Annotated in this window: 17 protein-coding genes; 8 read left to right on the forward strand and 9 right to left on the reverse strand. The window is 68.9% G+C overall.

The genetic code is table 11. The features are described from left to right. Window positions 1–97: 97 nt before the first annotated feature. From GLA29479_RS02000 to GLA29479_RS25140, 6 genes are all read right to left on the reverse strand, one after another. Window positions 98–1,348, reverse strand: a complete 1,251-nt coding sequence (locus GLA29479_RS02000) for an ABC transporter permease (RefSeq protein WP_248842783.1) — start codon at window positions 1,346–1,348, stop codon at window positions 98–100. After that, window positions 1,345–2,685, reverse strand: a complete 1,341-nt coding sequence (locus GLA29479_RS02005; RefSeq protein ID WP_211265025.1) for an efflux RND transporter periplasmic adaptor subunit — start codon at window positions 2,683–2,685, stop codon at window positions 1,345–1,347. Before GLA29479_RS02005 ends, GLA29479_RS02000 begins: the two co-directional genes overlap by 4 nt. After that, on the reverse strand, window positions 2,682–3,665 hold the full coding sequence (locus tag GLA29479_RS02010) for an HlyD family secretion protein (RefSeq protein ID WP_057970622.1): 984 nt from the start codon (window positions 3,663–3,665) through the stop codon (window positions 2,682–2,684). Before GLA29479_RS02010 ends, GLA29479_RS02005 begins: the two co-directional genes overlap by 4 nt. Continuing rightward, entirely contained in the window at window positions 3,662–4,666 is a 1,005-nt protein-coding gene (locus GLA29479_RS02015) for an HlyD family secretion protein (protein ID WP_082638215.1), read from the reverse strand. Before GLA29479_RS02015 ends, GLA29479_RS02010 begins: the two co-directional genes overlap by 4 nt. Then, window positions 4,650–5,324 (reverse strand): ABC transporter ATP-binding protein, encoded by a 675-nt coding sequence (locus GLA29479_RS02020; RefSeq protein ID WP_031373636.1) that lies wholly within the window; start codon window positions 5,322–5,324, stop codon window positions 4,650–4,652. Before GLA29479_RS02020 ends, GLA29479_RS02015 begins: the two co-directional genes overlap by 17 nt. A gap of 349 nt (window positions 5,325–5,673) precedes the next feature. Beyond that, window positions 5,674–5,838, reverse strand: coding sequence for a hypothetical protein (locus GLA29479_RS25140; RefSeq protein ID WP_169795601.1), 165 nt, complete (start codon window positions 5,836–5,838; stop codon window positions 5,674–5,676). Between the two features lie 14 nt (window positions 5,839–5,852). On the opposite strand from GLA29479_RS25140, the gene GLA29479_RS25915 reads away from it, so the two are divergent. From GLA29479_RS25915 to mnmG, 3 genes are all read left to right on the forward strand, one after another. Beyond that, entirely contained in the window at window positions 5,853–5,975 is a 123-nt protein-coding gene (locus GLA29479_RS25915) for a hypothetical protein (RefSeq protein ID WP_257720581.1), read from the forward strand. 84 nt (window positions 5,976–6,059) lie between these two features. Next, on the forward strand, window positions 6,060–6,599 hold the full coding sequence (locus GLA29479_RS02025) for a hypothetical protein (protein ID WP_057919559.1): 540 nt from the start codon (window positions 6,060–6,062) through the stop codon (window positions 6,597–6,599). A gap of 602 nt (window positions 6,600–7,201) precedes the next feature. Next, entirely contained in the window at window positions 7,202–9,091 is a 1,890-nt protein-coding gene (mnmG, locus tag GLA29479_RS02030) for a tRNA uridine-5-carboxymethylaminomethyl(34) synthesis enzyme MnmG (protein ID WP_057919558.1), read from the forward strand. A gap of 201 nt (window positions 9,092–9,292) precedes the next feature. Here mnmG and GLA29479_RS02035 read toward each other — a convergent pair whose 3' ends face one another. Beyond that, on the reverse strand, window positions 9,293–10,882 hold the full coding sequence (locus GLA29479_RS02035) for an OpgD/OpgG family glucan biosynthesis protein (protein ID WP_057970624.1): 1,590 nt from the start codon (window positions 10,880–10,882) through the stop codon (window positions 9,293–9,295). 238 nt (window positions 10,883–11,120) lie between these two features. Here GLA29479_RS02035 and GLA29479_RS02040 point away from each other — a divergent pair, with 238 nt between their 5' ends. From GLA29479_RS02040 to GLA29479_RS02050, 3 genes are all read left to right on the forward strand, one after another. After that, window positions 11,121–12,797 (forward strand): NAD(P)/FAD-dependent oxidoreductase, encoded by a 1,677-nt coding sequence (locus GLA29479_RS02040; RefSeq protein WP_057970625.1) that lies wholly within the window; start codon window positions 11,121–11,123, stop codon window positions 12,795–12,797. Window positions 12,798–13,215: 418 nt separating this feature from the next. Continuing rightward, window positions 13,216–15,114 (forward strand): M61 family metallopeptidase, encoded by a 1,899-nt coding sequence (locus GLA29479_RS02045; protein ID WP_057970626.1) that lies wholly within the window; start codon window positions 13,216–13,218, stop codon window positions 15,112–15,114. A gap of 44 nt (window positions 15,115–15,158) precedes the next feature. Continuing rightward, the gene (locus GLA29479_RS02050) at window positions 15,159–15,455 is read left to right on the forward strand and encodes a putative quinol monooxygenase (RefSeq protein ID WP_057970627.1); all 297 of its coding nucleotides are present in this window, start codon (window positions 15,159–15,161) and stop codon (window positions 15,453–15,455) included. A gap of 6 nt (window positions 15,456–15,461) precedes the next feature. Here the strand turns inward: GLA29479_RS02050 and GLA29479_RS02055 are convergent, their stop codons facing one another. After that, window positions 15,462–16,046 carry a cytochrome b gene (locus tag GLA29479_RS02055; protein WP_057970628.1) on the reverse strand — a complete coding sequence of 195 codons (585 nt, stop codon included), beginning with the start codon at window positions 16,044–16,046 and terminating at the stop codon, window positions 15,462–15,464. Continuing rightward, window positions 16,043–17,137, reverse strand: a complete 1,095-nt coding sequence (locus GLA29479_RS02060) for a catalase family peroxidase (RefSeq protein ID WP_057970629.1) — start codon at window positions 17,135–17,137, stop codon at window positions 16,043–16,045. The genes GLA29479_RS02055 and GLA29479_RS02060 overlap by 4 nt, the downstream gene beginning before the upstream one ends. Window positions 17,138–17,279: 142 nt before the next feature. On the opposite strand from GLA29479_RS02060, the gene GLA29479_RS02065 reads away from it, so the two are divergent. Both GLA29479_RS02065 and GLA29479_RS02070 read left to right on the forward strand, forming a co-directional pair. Next, complete coding sequence (locus GLA29479_RS02065; RefSeq protein WP_057970630.1) at window positions 17,280–17,819, forward strand: sigma-70 family RNA polymerase sigma factor; 540 nt, start codon at window positions 17,280–17,282, stop codon at window positions 17,817–17,819. Then, window positions 17,816–18,586, forward strand: coding sequence for an anti-sigma factor family protein (locus GLA29479_RS02070; protein WP_057970631.1), 771 nt, complete (start codon window positions 17,816–17,818; stop codon window positions 18,584–18,586). The genes GLA29479_RS02065 and GLA29479_RS02070 overlap by 4 nt, the downstream gene beginning before the upstream one ends. Window positions 18,587–18,600: the final 14 nt, after the last annotated feature.

Consider the following 18,600-nt stretch of genomic DNA (forward strand, 5'->3'; position numbering starts at 1 on the left):
CGGCCTGGCATGCGCCGGATGGCGGATTCGCAACGATCGTCGGGCGCGGGCGACAGGACGCGTTCAGTCGTGGCGCAGCGCGCGTTCGGCGCCGCGTTCAGTCGTGGCGCAGCGCCGCGATCGGATCCAGGCGCGCGGCCTGCCGCGCCGGATACACGCCGAAGGCCAGGCCCACCGCGGCGCAGAACAGCGCCGAGCCCAGCACCGGTATCGGCGCCCAGGCGACCTGCCAGCCGGCGAAGGCGGCGATCAGATAGGCCAGGGCGACGCCGAACAGCAGGCCCAGCACCGCACCGGCGACGCAGATCACCGTGGCCTCGCGCAGGAACTGCGCGATCACGTCGCGCCGGCGCGCGCCGAGCGCGCGCAGCAGGCCGATCTCGCGGCGCCGTTCGAGCACGTTGGCGAGCATGATGTTCATGATGCCGATGCCGCCGACCAGCAGGCTGACGCCGGCGATCGCGCCCATCACCACGCGGAAGATGCGCTGGGTCTTCTGGTGCTGCTGGAACAATTGCTGCGGCACCACCAGGCGGAAGTCGGCCATGCCGGCATGACGTTGGCCGAGCACGGTCGACAGCACCCGCGCGCCGGCGGCGAGCTGCGAGGGATCGCGCAGGCGCAGCAGGAAACGGTCGATCTCGTCCTCCTGCGGCTGGAAACGAAAACGCGCCCGCGCGCTGGCCAAGGGCACATAGACGCGATTGCTTTCCAGGCCGAGCTGCACGCCCTCGAACTGATCCTTGCTGAGGTCGCGGTCGGCGAGCACGCCGATCACTTCCAGCCAGACATGGTTGACCTTCAGGTACTGGCCGATCGGGTCGATGCCGGGGAAGAGATCGGCCGCGGCCTGGTGGCCGAGCACGGCGACCGCGGCGAGGGCGCGGTCGTCGGCGTCGGTCAGGGTGCGGCCCTTGGCGATGCGCAGCGAGGACAGGGCGAAATAGTCCGGGCTCACGCCGCTGGCCTGGGCGTCGCTGTGGCCGCTGTCGCTGAACACCGAGTGGGTGCGGATCGGTTTCTCGGCGGCGTAGCGTTCCGCGCCGGGCACCACCGCGAGCGCGGCGTCGGCATCGGCCAGGCTCAGGCCGAGGCTGCGCGCGCGGGTTTCGCGCAGGCTGTTTTCGTCCTGCGGCTTGGCTTCGGCGATCAGATTGTTGAGGCCCAGGCTTTCGACCAGGCGCAGCGCTTCGCGCCGGCTGCCTTCGCCGACCGCCTGCATCGCGACGATCGCGCCCACGCCGAAGATCAGGCCGAGCAGGGTCAACAAGGTGCGCAGGCGGCGACGCCACAGCTCTTCGATCGCCTCGCGCCAGATCGACGGCAGCAGGCCGGCGAAACGGTTCAAGGACGCACCGCCTGAGGGGCGGGTGCCGGTGCCGCCGTGGTCTTGCCGCCATCGGCCGACGTGGCCTGGCCCGGATCGTCGGTCTCGGCCGACGGCTCGGCGGTGTTCGCCGCGGTCTCGATGGCGCCGGCTTCGGCCAGCAGCACCTCGTCGCCGTCGCGCAGGCCCGACAGCACCTGCGAACGCGCCGGCCCGCGTACGCCCAGCCGGATCGGGCGGCGCAGGAAGTCGCCGCCTTCGCGGACGCGCACGTAGTCCTTGCCGGCGTCGCTGTCGATGGCGACGTTGGCGACGCTGAGCGCCTTGGGCGAATCGAACAGGATCACCCGGGCCTCGAGCCGCTGGCCCGGCACCAATCGGTAACGCGCGATCGCCTCGGCCGGGATCGGCGCCTTCATGGTCAGGTACTTCACCGGGCTGTCCTGGTTGCGCACCTTGGCGGCGCTGGCGACCCACGACAGCCGGCTGACGATGCGTTGCTCGGGGCGCCCGACCGGAAACATCTCGACCGCGTTGCCGACCTGCAGGCCCTGCGCCTCGATCTGCGGCAGGCTCAATTCGAGTTCCATCGCCGAGGCGTCGGGCAGGCTGCCGTAGTCGAACCCGGCGCGCAGGGTCGCGCCGACATTGGGTTTGTCGCCGGACCAGTTGCTCGACAGCATCAGCACGCCATCGTTGGGCGCGCGCAGTTCCAGTGCGTCCAGATCCGACTGGCGCGCCTTGGCGGCGAGGTCGAAGGTCGCGCGCTGCGCATCCAGCACCGCCAGTTCGGCGCCGCCGCGCACGCCGGCCTGGCCGCGCTGCCATTCCAGGGTGTCGCGCTTGGCCGTGAGGTAACTCGCGTCCTGCACCGCATCGAGCACTTCGTTGCGCGCCATGGTGCTGAGGTCGGCGCTGGCGTAGCGCTCGGCGATGCCGAGCTGCACCGCGACCTGGGCCAGGTCGACCGCGACCTTGCTCTGCGCGGTCGCCAGCTCGCCCTGCTTGGCGGCGCGCGCCAGCAGATTGCGCTGCAGATCGATCAGGGTCTGGCTGAGTTCCTGCTGGCCTTGCGCGGCCGAGAAGCGCGCGATCAGGTCGCCTTTCCTGACCGCGCTGCCTTCCGGCAGCATCCATTCGACCTGGCGCGAGGCCCAGTTGCGGCCGGGGACGTTGAGCGGCGTGGCCTTGGCCGACTTGAGTTCGCCTTCGCCGCGCACGCTCAGGCGCAGCGGTGCGGCGGCGACGGTCTCGACGGTGGCCGGGGCGGTGTCGGAGCCGCAGGCCGAGAGCAAGCCCAGTGCGATGGTCAACGCGGCGAAGCGCGATGCCGCGCGAGGTGCGGGGCGGCGCGTCATCGGGCCAGGCTCCGCGGCGCAGCGGGCGCGGCCGGATTGGCCGAAGGAATCTCCACCCGCACCGCCTGGCCCGGACGCAGGGGCGCGCGCGGGTCGTCGAGGCGCACGTCCAGGTCCAGCACCGGCACCGGCTGCAATTGGGATTTGCTGCGGATCGCATTGCCGATCGAGGCGATGCGCCCGCGCAGCACGCTGCCGGCGCCGCCTTCGACGACGATCCGCACCGGCACGCCGACCGCGACCCGGCGCAGGTCGCGCTCGGGCAGTTCGGCGCGTACCGCCAGGGTGCTCATGTCAGGAATCTCGGCGACGGTCTGGCCGACCCAGACCTGCGAGCCGACGTCGTATTTTTCGCCTTCCCAGTTGCTCCGGTGCATCATCAGGCCGTCGCGCGGCGCGGTCACTTCCAGCGCGGTCAGCGAGCGTTGCAGGCGTTCGACGTCGGCCTGCAACTGCGCGCGTTCGGCGGCGAGCAGGCGCCGCTCCTGGCGGCGTTGTTCGGCCGACAAGCTTTCGCGGCGTTGGGCCAGGGCCATCTTGCGTTGCATCTGGGTGCGGGCGACCAGCAGCTTGCGGTACTCGATGCCGGCGATCAGCTCGGCCGGCTGCTGGGTCTTGCGCTGCGCCTTGTCGAGTGCGGCGCGCGCCTCGGCGGTGGCCAGGCGTTCGCTGCGTTCGCGTTCGGCCAGCTCCAGGTCGAGCTTGTCGAGCTCGCTTTGTTTCTCCTTGAGCTGGCTGCGCTTCTCGCCCAGTTGCTTGACCACGTCGTTGCTGTCGAAGGAGATCACCGACTGGCCTTGCTTGACCGGCGCGCCGTCGCTGGCGAGTTGGGTGATGTTGAACTGCCACATGCGCTCGACGTTCGGCGGCATCAGCGCCGAGCTGCGGCGGGCATAGACCTCGCCGTCGACGCGCAAAGTCGCCGCGCTCGCCGGCAGCGCCGCGGCGGACAGCAGCACGATGAGCATGGTCCGCTTCATCGCGCCGCTCCCGTGGCGGCCGTGGACACGCGCACGCTCATGCCCGGCAGCAGCTTGAGCGCATGTCCGCGCGGCAGTTCGATGTCGAGGCTGAAGTAGCGCCCTTCGCCCCATTCGGGCTTGCGGTCGGGAGCGCCGGCGATGGCCTTGATGCGGCCTTGCACGCGTTGCCGCGGCAGTGCGTCGAACGCGAGCTGCACGGCCTGGCCGACACTGAGGCCGCGCCGGTCCGGTTCCAGCGCCCAGGCGCGGATCTCCATGCCGCCGCCGCTGCCGACCACTTCGCCGGCCTTGCTGCCGGGCATGGTCGAGCTGCCTTCGTCAATGCGGCCACCGATCCAGTTGTTGTTGAAACCGTGCAGGACGATGCCATCGCGTTCGGCGCGCACTTCCGATTGGCGCAGCAGGGCGGCGTAGTACTCGCGTTGCACCACCAGTTTGTCGACTTCCAGTTTGGCGTCCTGATGGCGGCGGGCGACCGCGGCGCGCGCGGCGGCGAACTGCTCGCGCTTGAGGGTGAGCTCGCGCGTGGTCTTGTCGAGCTCGCCCTGATGGCGGTCGTAGTCGAGCTGCGAGATCAGCCCGCGCGGAATCGCCGCCTCGATCCTGGCCGTGGCCAATGCGGCCTCGGCATCGGCGAGCGCGACTTCGGCGTCGACCGCCTTGACCTCGAGTTCGGCCAGTTCCTTGGCGGCCTTGGCGCGCGCCTGTTCGATCTTGGCGTCGAGGTCGGGAATCTGGGTGCCGGCCTGGCCCGGATCGATGCGCAGCACCACATCGCCGGCCTTGACCGCCTGGCCTTCGGCGACGAAGTAGCGGATCGCCACCGGCGCGGTATTGGATTGCGGGGTGTAGATCGCCTGCGCGCCGACCGAGCGCACTTCGCCGGTCAGCACCACCGCGGTCGCCGGCAGCGCCATCAGCGATACGGCCAACCCGGTCAGGATCAGCGGCCAGCGTAGGCGGCGCAGGGCGGGGCGCATCTCAGGCGGCCGAGTCATGGTCGACCTTGCCGTCGTGCAGGCGCACCTCGCGCGGCGCGCGCGCGGCGAGGTCGCGGTCGTGGGTCACCAGCACCACGGTCTGGCCGCCGCCGTGCACTTCTTCGATCAGGTCGAGCACGTCGGCGGCGCTCTTCGAATCCAGGTTGCCGGTGGGTTCGTCGGCGAGCAGCAGGGCCGGGCGCAGCAGCAGCGCCCGCGCGATCGCCGCGCGCTGCTGCTGGCCGCCGGACAGCTCGCTCGGCCGATGCTCGCTGCGTTCGCCCAGGCCGACGCGCGCAAGCAACTCGCGCGCGCGCTCGACGCTGCCGGGCGGCGGCTCGCGATTGAAGCGCAGCGGCAGCAATACGTTCTCCATCACGCTCAGGCGCGGCAGCAGATGGAAGCTTTGGAACACGAAGCCGATGCGGCGGTTGCGGATGTCGCTGGCGGCCTCGTCGTCGAGCGCGGCGACGTCGCGGCCTTCGATCAGATAGCGCCCGCGCGTGGGCCGGTCGAGGCAGCCGAGGATGTTGAGCAGACTGGATTTGCCCGAGCCCGAGGCGCCGGTGATGGCGACGAATTCGCCCGCTGCGATTTTCAGATCCACGCCGGCCAAGGCATTGACCGCCTGTCCATTCATCTCGTAGCGACGATGGACCGCATCCAGTTCGATCATCGGGACAGGCCAGACCAGAAGGGGAAGGCGATGCAGCGGCGACCGCGCGAGCGTGTGCCCGCGCTACGGAGAACGACCCGGCACTCGCCGGCAAAGTTCCCCGACGCGGCCTTCGGGCCGATCGGATGAGGCATGCAGCGTGCGCGGCGTAGACCGATCCCCGGCCGTAACCATCGCGATCAATCTACCTTAACCCGGGGGCGCCGCGACAATGTGTCATGTGCAGCATTGCACCCGGATGCAGTGCAGCATGTTTTTCTGTGAACCCGTGCAGTAAACGCCGCCCGCGCGAAGACTAGCTTAGGCGCATCGCCACCGCCGGACGCAGGGCGTGGGCGTTGCGCGCGAACTACACGATCCTCATCCAGGCCTCGTCGTCGCGCGTCGGCATCACCCGGACTCGGGCCTGGAGTTCCCTGATGGGAGCAGCCAGGATAAGGTCGAAGCCGATATCCACCCGGTCGCTGCGTTCGCGATCGGCTCCGCTCACGGCGCGATCTTCTTCGACGCCCACCACAGGGAATCCACATGCTCCGCAAACTAACGGTATGTCTGCTCGTCGTCCTGTTGGTGGGTTGCCTGCCGCCGCGCATCGATCCGACCATGGTCTCGGCGCCGCAAAGCGATTCCTCGGTCGACAGCAAGGGCTGAACCGTACAGCGGCGGGCGGGTCGAATTAAGCCCGAGTTCAACGCATCGGGCCGAAGCTGAGACCCTAAAACCAGGGGGTCTGACATGATCCGCAAGCTCATCGTTCCGCTCATCGCCGCCGGCCTGCTGGCCGGTTGCGTGTCCGACTACGCCTATCGCGGCGGCGGGGGTGCCGGCTCGTATTACTACGGCCGCCCCAGCGTCGACTACGGCTACTACGGCCAGAACTACGGTTACGGCTATTACCCGTACGGCGATGCCTATCGCTATCGCAACTACGGTTACCCGGGCTACTACGGCGGCGGTTATGGCTACCCGGGTTACTACCCGCAGCCCTACCCGCGCTATTACTACCCGAACCACCGCCCGCACCGTCCGCCGGGCCACCGCCCGCCGCAGACCAACCAGCCCTCGCGCGGCATTCCGTGGCGCGACGCGCACCCGGTCGGTGGCGGCGCCTGGGCGCCCAACAACCCTGGCGCCGTTTCCCAGCCGCGCAGCATGCCGCAGCCCCGGGCCATGCCGCAGCCCCGTGCCATGCAGGACGTAATGCGCCCGCGCGCGGACGCGCCCCCGTCGACCCGTCGGGACGGCGGACGGGCCTGGAAGGATGTCGAACGCTGAACGGAATCTAGCCGATGTGAAGGCCGGCCCCGGCAAGACGCTGGATTTGGAATGGCGAGCACTTGCGTTCAGGCGGAAGTGACAGCAATCTACCGCTACTGACCGCTTACGTCGCATTTGGACGTTTTCGGTAAGCAAGGCTTCTATGTCGGCGCCTGGCGAGGAATCACGGATCCCCCCTGTTCCGTCCTTGTCAGGCGTCGGCGCCCATTCCCCCGGATTCCGGGGAAACACGAAAGGCGCGCGTATCCACGCGCGCCTTTTCGTTTTTGATCAATAACTTAGTCGTCCGCCGGCGAGTGCCGCGGCGATGCGTCCAAGGGCGACCGGCGCTGCCGGTGCCGATGCCTGGCCCAAACGACAGGCAATAAAAAGGGGCCGAATGTCCCCCGACATTCGGCCCCCCAGCTTCCCCCGCGAGCGCTTGGCCAGCCCCTGTTCCAATTCCAGCCGGCGTCATGCGCCTGCCCCGCAAGGTGCACTTAGTACCCAAGCATGAAGTGTGCCAAGCCCGGGTGAAGACGGCCGACCCGCCGTCTGGCCTAAAATCTGCGTCCTGAGCGTCGCTTCCGACGACGGTGCGACCGTGGTGCCTTGAACCGATGAACGAATCCTTCTTCCAATACGACGTGATCGTGGTCGGCGGCGGCCACGCCGGCACCGAGGCCGCGCTGGCGTCGGCGCGCGCCGGCGCGCGCACCCTGCTGCTGACCCATTCGGTCGAGACCGTCGGGGCGATGAGCTGCAACCCGGCGATCGGCGGCATCGGCAAGGGCCATCTGGTCAAGGAAATCGATGCCCTCGGCGGGATCATGGCGCGCGCCGCCGACGCCGCCGGCATCCAGTGGCGCCGGCTCAATGCCAGCAAGGGCCCGGCCGTGCGGGCCACACGCTGCCAGGCCGACCGCTCGCTGTATCGCAGCTTCATTCGCCGTGCGGTCGAGGCCCAGCCGAACCTGACCCTGTTCCAGGCCGCGGTCGACGACATCCAGTTCGACGCCGGCCGCGTCACCGGCGTGCTCACCCAGACCGGCCTGCGCTTCGTCGCGCCGGCAGTGGTGCTGACCGCCGGCACCTTCCTCGCCGGCAAGGTCCATGTCGGCCAGACCACCTACGCCGCCGGTCGCGCCGGCGACCCGCCGGCGATCGCCCTGGCCGCGCGCCTGCGCGAAGGCCCGTTCGTGGTCGACCGGCTCAAGACCGGCACGCCGCCGCGCATCGACGGCCGCAGCCTAGATTACGCGGTCATGGAAGAACAGCCGGGCGACGATCCGCGTCCGGTGATGTCCTTCCTGGGCACGCAGGCCGACCATCCGCGTCAGGTGTCGTGCTGGATCACCCACACCTCCGAGCGTACCCACGAGATCATCCGCGGCGCCCTCGACCGCTCGCCGCTGTACACCGGCCAGATCGAAGGCATCGGCCCGCGCTACTGCCCCTCGATCGAGGACAAGGTGGTGCGTTTCGCCGAGAAGGCCAGCCACCAGATCTTCGTCGAGCCCGAAGGCCTGGACGTGGCCGAGATTTACCCGAACGGTATCTCGACCTCGCTGCCGTTCGATGTCCAGCTCGACCTGGTGCGCAGCATCCGCGGCTTCGAGCGCGCCCACATCACCCGCGCCGGCTATGCGATCGAATACGACTTCTTCGACCCGCGCGGGCTCAAGTCCACCCTGGAGACCAAGGCCGTCGCCGGCCTGTTCTTCGCCGGCCAGATCAACGGCACCACCGGTTATGAGGAGGCCGCCGCGCAAGGCCTGCTGGCCGGCGTCAACGCCGCGCGTTTCGTCGCCGGCAACGAGGGCTGGAGCCCGCGCCGCGACGAGGCCTATATCGGTGTGCTGGTCGACGACCTGATCACCCACGGCACCAGCGAGCCCTACCGCATGTTCACCTCGCGCGCCGAGTACCGGCTGCAGTTGCGCGAGGACAACGCCGACCTGCGCCTGACCGAAACCGGCCGCGGGCTTGGCCTGGTGGACGAATCGCGCTGGGCCGCGTTCGCGCGCAAGCGCGAGGCGATCGAGCGCGAGAACGCGCGCCTGGCCTCGGTCTGGGCGGCGCCGAACAACGCGCTCGGCCGCGAGATCGCGCAGACCCTGGGCATCGAGGTCAGCCGCGAAAGCAGCGCCCGCGATCTGCTCAAGCGGCCGGAGATCAACTACGCCCAGCTGATGAGCGTGCCCTCGCTGGGCCCGGCGGTGGCCGAGGCCGAGGTCGCCGAGCAGGTCGAGATCGGGGTCAAGTACGCCGGTTACCTGGACCGCCAGCGCGACGAGATCGAGCGCCAGCAGCGCAACGAGAGCACGCCGATCCCGGGCGAATTCGACTACGCCACGGTGCGCGGCTTGTCGGCGGAAGCGCAGCAGAAACTCGAGCGCGTGCGCCCGCAGACCGTGGGCCAGGCGCAGCGCATCCCCGGCATGACCCCGGCGGCGATCTCGCTGCTGTTGGTGCACCTGACGCGAGCGCGGCGGGCCCGGGTGGCTTGAGACTCTCGGGAATCGGGAATCGGGAATCGGGAATCGGGAATCGGGAATCGGGACTCGGGACTCGGGATTCGGGATTCCCGATTCGGGGTTCCGGATTCGCGGTCGAGTCCGATGACCGGCAAGACGCTCTTGCCGTTCCCCCCTTTGTAGAAGGGGGTAGGGCGGATTTGCTGTTGCTTGTGCCTTCCGCGGCGCCGCCGCTCAATACAGCTTGCGTTCGCTCTTCGCCGGCGGCGACCACTGATACAACCACGTCTCGCTCAGCGCACCGCTGGCGTCCTTGAGGAACAAGCGCATATCGATCTGTTCGGTCGAGTCGCCCTGCGGGACGGCGTCGAACATCACCCGGTAGCCGCCGATCTCGTGCAGCGGCCGGCACGACACGGTTTCGAGTTTGCCCTGGCCGATCTGCAACACCGGCTCGACCGTCGCATTGCGCTTGGCCAGCTCGGCCAACGGGCCGCCGGCGAAGTCGACGGCGAAACGCGAGGAGAAGTAATCGCGTTTGAAGCCGATGCGGCCGCCCAGGCCGGTGCGGGTGGCGACGCAGTGAGCGAGCTTCGGCGTCGCCGGCGGCATCGCGCCCCAGTACAGGCGGTAGCCGAACAGCAGTTCCTGCCCGGGCTGCGGCTTGGCGCGCGGGTTCCAGAACGCGACGATGTTGTCGAAGGATTCGTCGACGGTCGGGATCTCCACCAACTGCACCGAGCCCGCGCCCCAGCCCTGCTTGGGTTCGACCCACAGGCAGGGGCGCTTCTCGTAGAACACGCCGTCGTCCTGGTAATGGTCGAAGTTGCGGTCGCGCTGCAGCAGGCCGAAGCCGCGCGGGTTGTCGTCGGCGAACATGTTGAAACGCAACTGCGTCGGGTTGCACAGCGGGCGCCAGATCCATTCGCCGCTGCCGGTCCACATCGCCAGACCGTCGGTGTCGTGGATCTCCGGACGCCAGTCCCAGTCCATGCGGCGGTCGTTCTCGCCGACCTGGTACATGCTCGTGCACGGGCCCAGGCCCATGCGTTCGATGGTCTTGCGCGGATACAACGCGCAATCGATGTCCATCAACAGCACATCCCCGGGGGTGATCGCGAAGCGGTAGGCGCCGGCGATGCTCGGCGAATCGAGCAGCGCATAGACCACCAAGGTGTCCGACTGCGGGTTCGGGCGTTCCAGCCAGTAGGCGGTGAAATCCGGGAACTCCTCGGCGCGGCCGGTGCCGGTGTCGATGGCCAGGCCGCGCGCCGACTGGCCGTACTGGCCTTCGCCGCCGACCGCGCGGAAATAGCTCGCGCCAAGGAAGGCGGCGAAGTCGCGCTCGGGGTCCTTGCGGGTGTTGAGGCGGAAGCCGGCGAAACCCAGGTCGGCCGGCAGCGGCTTGCCGTCCAGGCCGCTGCGGGCGCGGTCGAACATCGCCGGGTCGTAGACGATCTCGCGGGCCTGGCCTCCGTCGACCTCGTACATGCGCACGGCCGATTTGAAGAACAGGCCGAGGTGGAAGAACTGGCCCAGGAAACGGGTGTCGTCCTGCGCCCATAGGGCGTGGTCGCGGCGGAAACGGATCGACTGGTACTGGTCCCAGTTCATCGCTTCCACCGCCGGCGGCAGGGTGGTGCTGCGCGGCGCGTAGGCGCGTTCGGCGAGCGCGCGGGCCTGGCCCTTGAGCGCGGCGAAATCGAAGGGCCGGGCCGGGCCGAGCTTGGTCGTACCGGGCGCGGCCCAGGCGAGCGCCGGTAACGGCAGGCCGAGAGTGGCCAGGGTGCCGGCCGCGGATTTGAGGAACTGGCGTCGGATCATTGGGGGAAGGCGACGTCGTGGCAACAGGACTGAACATGCTAGCCAATAGCGGCGCGGCGTTGGTTATGCCGGCGTTGAGGCACCGCCTCGCCAGGGAGGACGGCCGGCTTTCGGCTCCTTCTTCCGCGGACTGGAGCGGGTTGGGGCGAGGGCAGCAGAGTCGGCATCGCCACGGCTTCCATCGCCCGGCCACGCCCGCCGAAAACCGCCCGCGGCCGAAGCCTCTTAGAATATCGCCATGCTTCGACTCACCGACCTCCGATTGCCGCTGGACCACCCGGCCAGCGCGCTCACCGACGCCATCCTTGCCCGCCTCGGCATCGCCGCGGACGAACTGACCGCCTACACCATCGCCAAGCGCAGCTACGACGCGCGCAAGCGCGGCGGCATCGTGCTGATCTATTCGATCGACGTGGACACGCCGCGCGAGGCCGAGATCCTGCAGCGCCTGCAGGCCGCCGAAACCGCGGTGCCGGTGGAGGATGCGAAGAAGGGCGCGGGCGACACCGGCAAGGTGCTGCCGACCCCCGACACCGATTACAAATTCGTCGCCCGTACGCCGGAGGCGCTGCCGCTGCGCCCGATCGTGATCGGCATGGGCCCCTGCGGCCTGTTCGCCGGCCTGATCCTGGCGCAGATGGGCTTCCGCCCGATCATCCTGGAACGCGGCAAGGCGGTGCGCGAACGCACCGTCGACACCTTCGGCCTGTGGCGCAAGCGCGTGCTCAATCCGGAGTCGAACGTGCAGTTCGGCGAAGGCGGCGCCGGCACTTTCTCCGACGGCAAGCTCTACAGCCAGATCAGTGACAAGCTGCATCACGGCCGCAAGGTGCTGACCGAGTTCGTCAAGGCCGGCGCGCCGGAGGAAATCCTCTACGTCAGCAAGCCGCATATCGGCACCTTCCGCCTGGTCTCGATGGTCGAGAACATGCGCGAGACCATCGAATCGCTCGGCGGCGAGATCCGTTTCTCGCAGCGGGTCGAGGACGTGCTGATCGAAGACGGGCAGTTGCGCGGCGTGACCCTCGCCGACGGCGGCGAGTTGCGCGCCGATCATGTCGTGTTCGCGGTCGGCCACAGTGCGCGCGACACTTTCGCGATGCTGCACGAGCGCGGCGTGTTCATGGAGGCCAAGCCGTTCTCGATCGGCTTCCGCATCGAGCATCCGCAGTCGCTGATCGACCGCGCCCGCTTCGGGCCGCAAGCCGGCCACGAGATTCTCGGCGCGGCCGACTACAAACTCGTGCATCACTGCCGCAATGGCCGTTCGGTCTACAGCTTCTGCATGTGCCCCGGCGGCACCGTGGTCGCGGCGGCGAGCGAACCCGGGCGGGTGGTCACCAACGGCATGAGCCAGTACTCGCGCAACGAACGCAACGCCAATGCCGCGATCGTGGTCGGCATCACCCCCGAGGACTACAAGGCCTACGACGACAGTGGCAGTCCGCTCGCCGGCATCGCCCTGCAGCGGCACTGGGAGGCGCAGGCCTTCGCCCTGGGCGGCGGCGAATACGAAGCGCCGGGCCAGACCGTCGGCGATTTCCTGGCCGGGCGGCCTTCGACCGCGCTCGGCGCGGTGCAGCCCTCGTACACGCCGGGCGTGCGTCTGAGCGACTTGAGCGCGTCGTTGCCGGATTACGCGATTGCGGCGATACGCGAAGCGCTGCCGGCCTTCGACAAGCAGCTCAAGGGCTTCGCCATGCCCGATGCGATGTTGACCGGCGTGGAGACGCGCACCTCCTCGCCGGTGCGCATCACCCGCGGCCCCGACGGCCACAGCCTCAACACCCGCGGCCTGTTCCCGGCCGGCGAAGGCGCGGGCTATGGCGGCGGCATCCTGTCGGCGGCGGTGGACGGCATCAAGACCGCCGAGGCGGTGGCGCTGAGCATCATGGCCGGCCTCGGCCGAGCCTGAGGCGCGCGCAAAGCGGCGGCGGTCCGATTCTGGTGCGATTCGAGCCCGCAGACCGGATGGTTCGGCCTGGATGAAGCCCTGGGTATTCGGCTCCGCCGAAGTAAAGCGGAGCCCGCCTTCGCGGGAACGACGGTAGGTGGGCTGTGCAATGTTCCTCCCAGCCCGTCATCCCCGCGTAGGCGGGGATCCAGAGACTTCAGCGTTCTGCTTCAGCGAAGCCCTGGCTTCTCGCCCGCGCAGGATCCAAAGATTCCGTGTTTCGTCCCGCCACCGCGTCCTGTCCCCCGATTGCGCAAGCCATGTGCGCAATCGGTCGACCGCGCCCGACGGCGTCCGGCCATGCCGAATGGCAGGGGGCAGGGCGGACGCGATGGGTAGGATGCGGGATCCCGCCCGTGTCGCGTCGCCGGAGTCTTCCATGGTTCGTACGATCCACGCCGTCCTGCCCCTGCTGATCGCCGCGCTCCTGCCGTTCTCGAACGCGGGCGCCCAGACCGTCGCGCCGCGCGACCTGCCTTATCCGGGCACCTTGCAGCTCGACGTCGATGCGACCGACCTGGCGCGGCGCGTACTGCACGTGCGCCAACGCATTCCGGTGCAGCCCGGCGCGCTGACCCTGCTGTTTCCGCAGTGGATCCAGGGCAACCATTCGCCGACCGGGCCGATCGACAAGCTCGCCGGCCTGCGCCTGCGCGGCAACGGCCAGACCATCGCCTGGCAGCGCGATCCGCTCGACGTCTACGCCTTCAAGCTGGTCGTGCCCGAGGGCGTGAGCGAGCTGGAAGCGAGCTTCGACATGCTTACCCCGACCGGCGGCAACCAGGGCCGGGTGGTGATGACCGCGGACATGCTCAACGTGCAATGGAACCAGGTTGCGCTGTATCCGGCCGGGTATTACGCGCGCGGCATCCAGATCGTGCCGAGCCTGAAACTGCCGGCGGGTTGGCAGGCGGGCACCGCGCTCGAGCTCGACTCGCGCCAGGGCGACAGCCTGCGTTACCGCGCGGTGCCGTTCGACACTCTGCTCGATTCGCCGGTCTTCGCCGGGCGCCATTTCAAGCAGATCGATCTGGCTGCCGATGCGAAGACGCCGGTGCGCCTGAACGTGGTCGCCGATGCGGCCAAGTACCTGGAAGCCAAGCCCGAGCAGATCAAGCTGCATCGCGAACTGGTCAGCCAGGCGTTCAAATTGTTCGGCTCGCGTCCGTTCGATCGCTACGATTTCCTGTTCTCGCTGTCGGGCCAGATGAGCGGCATCGGCCTGGAGCATCACCGCTCCAGCGAGAACGGTCTGGACGTCGACTACTTCACCGGTTGGGACGGCGGCAGCGCCATCAACCGCGATCTGCTCGCGCACGAATTCGCCCATTCCTGGAACGGCAAGTACCGTCGCCCGGGCGGTATCGCCGCGCCCAACTTCAATGTCCCGCTCAGCGACAGCCTGCTCTGGGTCTACGAGGGCCAGACCCAGTATTGGGGTTATGTACTGACCGCGCGTTCGGGGTTGTGGAAGCCGGAACTCGCGCGCGAAGCGCTGGCGCAGGTCGCCGCGCGTTACAGCCACGACCGTCCCGGCCTGGCCTGGCGCGCATTGCAAGACACCACCTACGACCCGGTGATCGCCCAGCGCCGGCCCAAGTCGTATGCCAGTTATCAGCTCAGCGAGGATTACTATCAGGGCGGGCAGCTGGTGTGGCTGGCGGTCGACGCCAAGCTGCGCACGCTCAGCGGCGACAAGCGTTCGCTCGACGATTTCGCCCGCGTGTTCTTCGCCGGCGAGAACGGCGACTACCGGGTCAAGCCCTACGAATTCGAGGACGTGGTCGCCGCGCTCAACGGCGTAGCCGCCTTCGACTGGGCCGCGTTCTTGCGCGAGCGCATCGACGGTAACGCGCCGCCGGTCGACGGCCTGGCCGCGAGCGGTTGGAAACTGGTGTTCACCGACACGCCGGGCGAATTCCAGAAACTCGCCGAGGGCGAGCGCAAGGCGGTCGATCTCACCTATTCGCTCGGCATGAGCGTGTCGAACGGCGATTCCTCGGTGAACAGCGTGCGCTGGGACGGCCCGGCCTTCGACGCCGGCATCGCCCCGGGCAACACCGTGCTCGCGGTCAACGGCTATGCGAGCAACGGCGAACGGCTCAAGGACGCGATCACCGCGGCCAAGGACGGTCAGCACCCGATCGAGTTGCTGATCAAGAACGGCGATGCCATCAAGACCGTGCGCATCGACTACCGCGAAGGCCTGAAGTACCCGAAGCTGGAACGCATCGAGGGCACGCCGGATCGTCTGTCGAAGATCTACGCGCCGAAGTAGAGCGATACTTCGTCATCGTCGATGTTCAACAGGAGACCCGGACCATGTACGGATTGATCGGCAAGATGAAAGCCGCCGCCGGCCAGCGCGATGCCCTGATCGCGATCCTGCTCGACGGCATCGATGCCATGCCCGGCTGCCTCAGCTATGTGGTCGCGCGCGACCCCAAGGACGCCGATGCGATCTGGATCAGCGAAGTCTGGGACAGCCAGGACAGTCATCGCGCCTCCTTGGCCTTGCCGTCGGTGCAGGCCGCGATCGCGAAGGCGAAGCCGATCATCGCCGGTTTCGAGGAACACCACGAGACCGAGCCGGTCGGCGGCCACGGTCTGGGCGGCTGACACTGATCAGGTCGAGTCCTGCTTCGTCGGCGCTTCCGCGGTTGGCGTCGCCGCGCGCCGTCGCCACAGCATGCTGCGCAGCACGCCGTCGCGGCGGATCAGGCCGTGGTACAGCGCCGCCGCGGCGTGCAGCAGGATCAAACCGAACAGCGAATACGCCAATACCCGATGCAGCCCGCGCAGGACCGCGAACCAGTCGGCATCGAACGGCGCGATCGCCGGCAGGCGCAGGCTCTCGCTCAGCATGACCGGATAGCCGCCGGCCGAGAGCATCGCCCAGCCGACCAGCGGCAAGGCCAGCATCAACGCGTACAACAGCCAATGCGAGGCCTGCGCGGCGATGCGTTGCAACGCCGGCAGATCGGCCGGCAACGACGGCGGCGCGCGCCACAGGCGCAGGATCAAACGCAGCACCGCCAACACCAGGATCGCCGCGCCGAGCGGCTTGTGCAGCGCCAGCAGCCAGCTGTGGCGCGCCGAGACGCTGGCGACCATACCCACGCCGACGAACAGCATCGTCAGCACCATCGCCGCCATCAGCCAATGCAGCACGCGGGCCGGCCACCAGAACAATTCGGTATCGCGATTCATCGATGTGGTTCCTGTGCGTGAACGGCGGCGCCGCCGGCCTGCTCGGCGGTGCGGCGACGATAGGATTCGGCATAGGCCGACGAGCGCGCCGGCAGCAGCGGGTCGTCGGACCCGGCGATGCCCGCCGGCAGGATCAGCGGATCGAAGTTGATATCGCGGCACGCGCCTTGCGCCTGCGGCTCGCTGCGTTCGAGCACGACGCTGCCCGCGTCGATCTCCGGACGGTCCTGCGGCCAGATGCGGGTCGCATCGGCGGTCGGGTCGTCGGCCTGGCCGAGGGTCACCAGCAGGCGCCAGCGCAGCGGAGCTTGCGCCAGCCGTCGCCTGAGTTCGCTCTCCAGAAGATCCTCGGGCGGCGGCGCGGGCGCGACGCCTTCGGGGCCGTTGTCGGCGACGACACGCCAACGCACCGCGTGGCGAGTGCCTGCGGCATCGACGAAGTAGAACGCGTTGAGACCGTAGTAGGTCTCGGTGGCGTAGCTCGCCGACGGTTTGTGATTCTTGGCCCAGGCGCGGAACGCTGAAGTTTCCGGGTGCGCGGCGAAGAACGCCGCTTGCTTGGCCGGGTCGGGCTTGCCGGTGGCGGGGTCGGGCCGCCCCGCCGCCAGTTGTTCGTAGAACGCTTGCGGCGTGGCGACCGGAAACACCGGCATGCTGTTCATGCCGGTGCGCCACTGCTGGCCGTCGGCCTGGGTCAGGCGCAGGGCGAGGCTGCGGATGGGCACACCGAAATCCGGCGCATGCGGGTTGCCGCCGGGAATCGCGAAGCGGCCGACCAAGGGGGTGCGGCCAGGCGCGAACAAGGCCGCCTTCGAATAGCGGGCGGCCTGGCCGTTGCTGTCGAAATGTCCGATCACGCAGACGCCCTTGGCGTGGTTGCGGCGATAGCCCGGATGCAGGCCGCCGTTGACCTGCAGGCGGTCGACGATGCGCTGCGGAGTAAGACGGTGCGGGTCGAGCCAACCACCGACATAGCCGAACGCGGCGGTGACGCCGGTCACGGCGGCGGCGATCAGGGCCCAGCGTGCGAGCGGGAAGGGCGGTCGAAGGGGGCGGTCGGTCGGGTCTGGCGGTGGCGTGGGCGAGGACATGCGGGCGCTCGGGTTGGGGACGCGGGGCGGGGTTGTGTGGGTACGACGCACGCCGGCGAGGTTTATTCCCGAGCTCGCGGAATAAACTGCGGCCAGCGGCGTCCCACTTAGAGATCCCCCGACCTGCGTCCACGGACCGCTCATGCCCGCCAGCGACCTCGACAGCGCCCTGCGCGAACAGCTGCCCTCATTGCGGCGGTTCGCGCGCTGGCTCGCCCGCGATCCGCATACCGCCGACGACCTGGTCCAGGCCGCGCTGGAACGGGCGATTTCCGGTTGGAGCAAGCGCCGCGACGCGCAGGCGCTGCGGCCGTGGTTGTTCGCGATCGTGTACCGCCAGTTCCTCGATGGCCAACGCCGCTCGCAACGCTATGCCGGTCTGTTGTCGCGGCTCGGCGTATCACAGGACAGCCAGCCGTCGGCCGAGCGCGAAGTCGTCGCCCGCTCGACCCTGGAGGCGATGCAAGGCCTGACGGTCGAGCAACGCAGCCTGCTGCTGTGGGTCTCGGTCGAGGGACTCAGTTACCAGGAGGTCGCCGATATCCTGCAGATACCGATCGGCACGGTCATGTCGCGTTTGTCGCGCGCACGCGACGCCCTGCGCCGGCTCAGCGATGGCGAAACCCCGGTTCCGCCGCTGAGATTGTTGAAGACGCCTTCCGGAGCGAAGTCCACCCCATGACCACGACACCGAGTGAGTACGACCTCCACGCCTATGTCGACGGCTTGCTCGACGGCGAGCGTCGCGAGGCGGTCGAGGATTGGCTCGCGCGCCATCCCGGACGCGCCGCCGAAATACAGGCCTGGCAGCGCGACGCGCAATTGCTGCGCGCGGCGTTGGTGGGCGACGCCTTGGCGCCGCCGGGCGAACTCGATCCGGCGCGCCTGCGCGCGGGTCTCGCACGCAGGCGCAACGCGCGCTACGCGATCGCGGCGACGGTGCTGCTGAGTCTCGGCGCCGGCGGCATCGGCGGATGGCAGATACGCGAATGGCGCGGCCAGGAATCGAATCGCACCGCGGCGGCGTACGCCTCGATGGCGCCGATGGGCGATGCGATCGCGGCGCACCGTTTGTTCGCCTCGCGCCACGATCTGCGGCCCGATCGGGCGGCGCGCGGCGGCGATCTGCAAGGCTGGCTCGATGCGAATTTCCGCGAACCGATGCGCCTGCCCGATCTGAGCGGGGCCGGGTTCCGCCAGGTCGGCGCACGCCTGCTTGCGACTGAACAGGGCGCGGCCGCCCTGGTCGTCTACGAAGACGCCGGCGGTAACGCAATCAGCTTCTATATCCGGCCGCCGGGGCCGCGCCGATACCTGCTGGCGCGCGGCGACCGCCGCGACGGCGACCTGCTCACACAGTACTGGTCGCGCGGGGGGTACAACTATGCGATGGTGAGCAGTGGGGAATCGGCGGATGTCGTCAGGCGCGCGCTGGATGGCGCGATCTGACAGAACTCAGGAAA

It is taken from the genome of Lysobacter antibioticus (assembly GCF_001442535.1).
Classification (GTDB): domain Bacteria; phylum Pseudomonadota; class Gammaproteobacteria; order Xanthomonadales; family Xanthomonadaceae; genus Lysobacter; species Lysobacter antibioticus.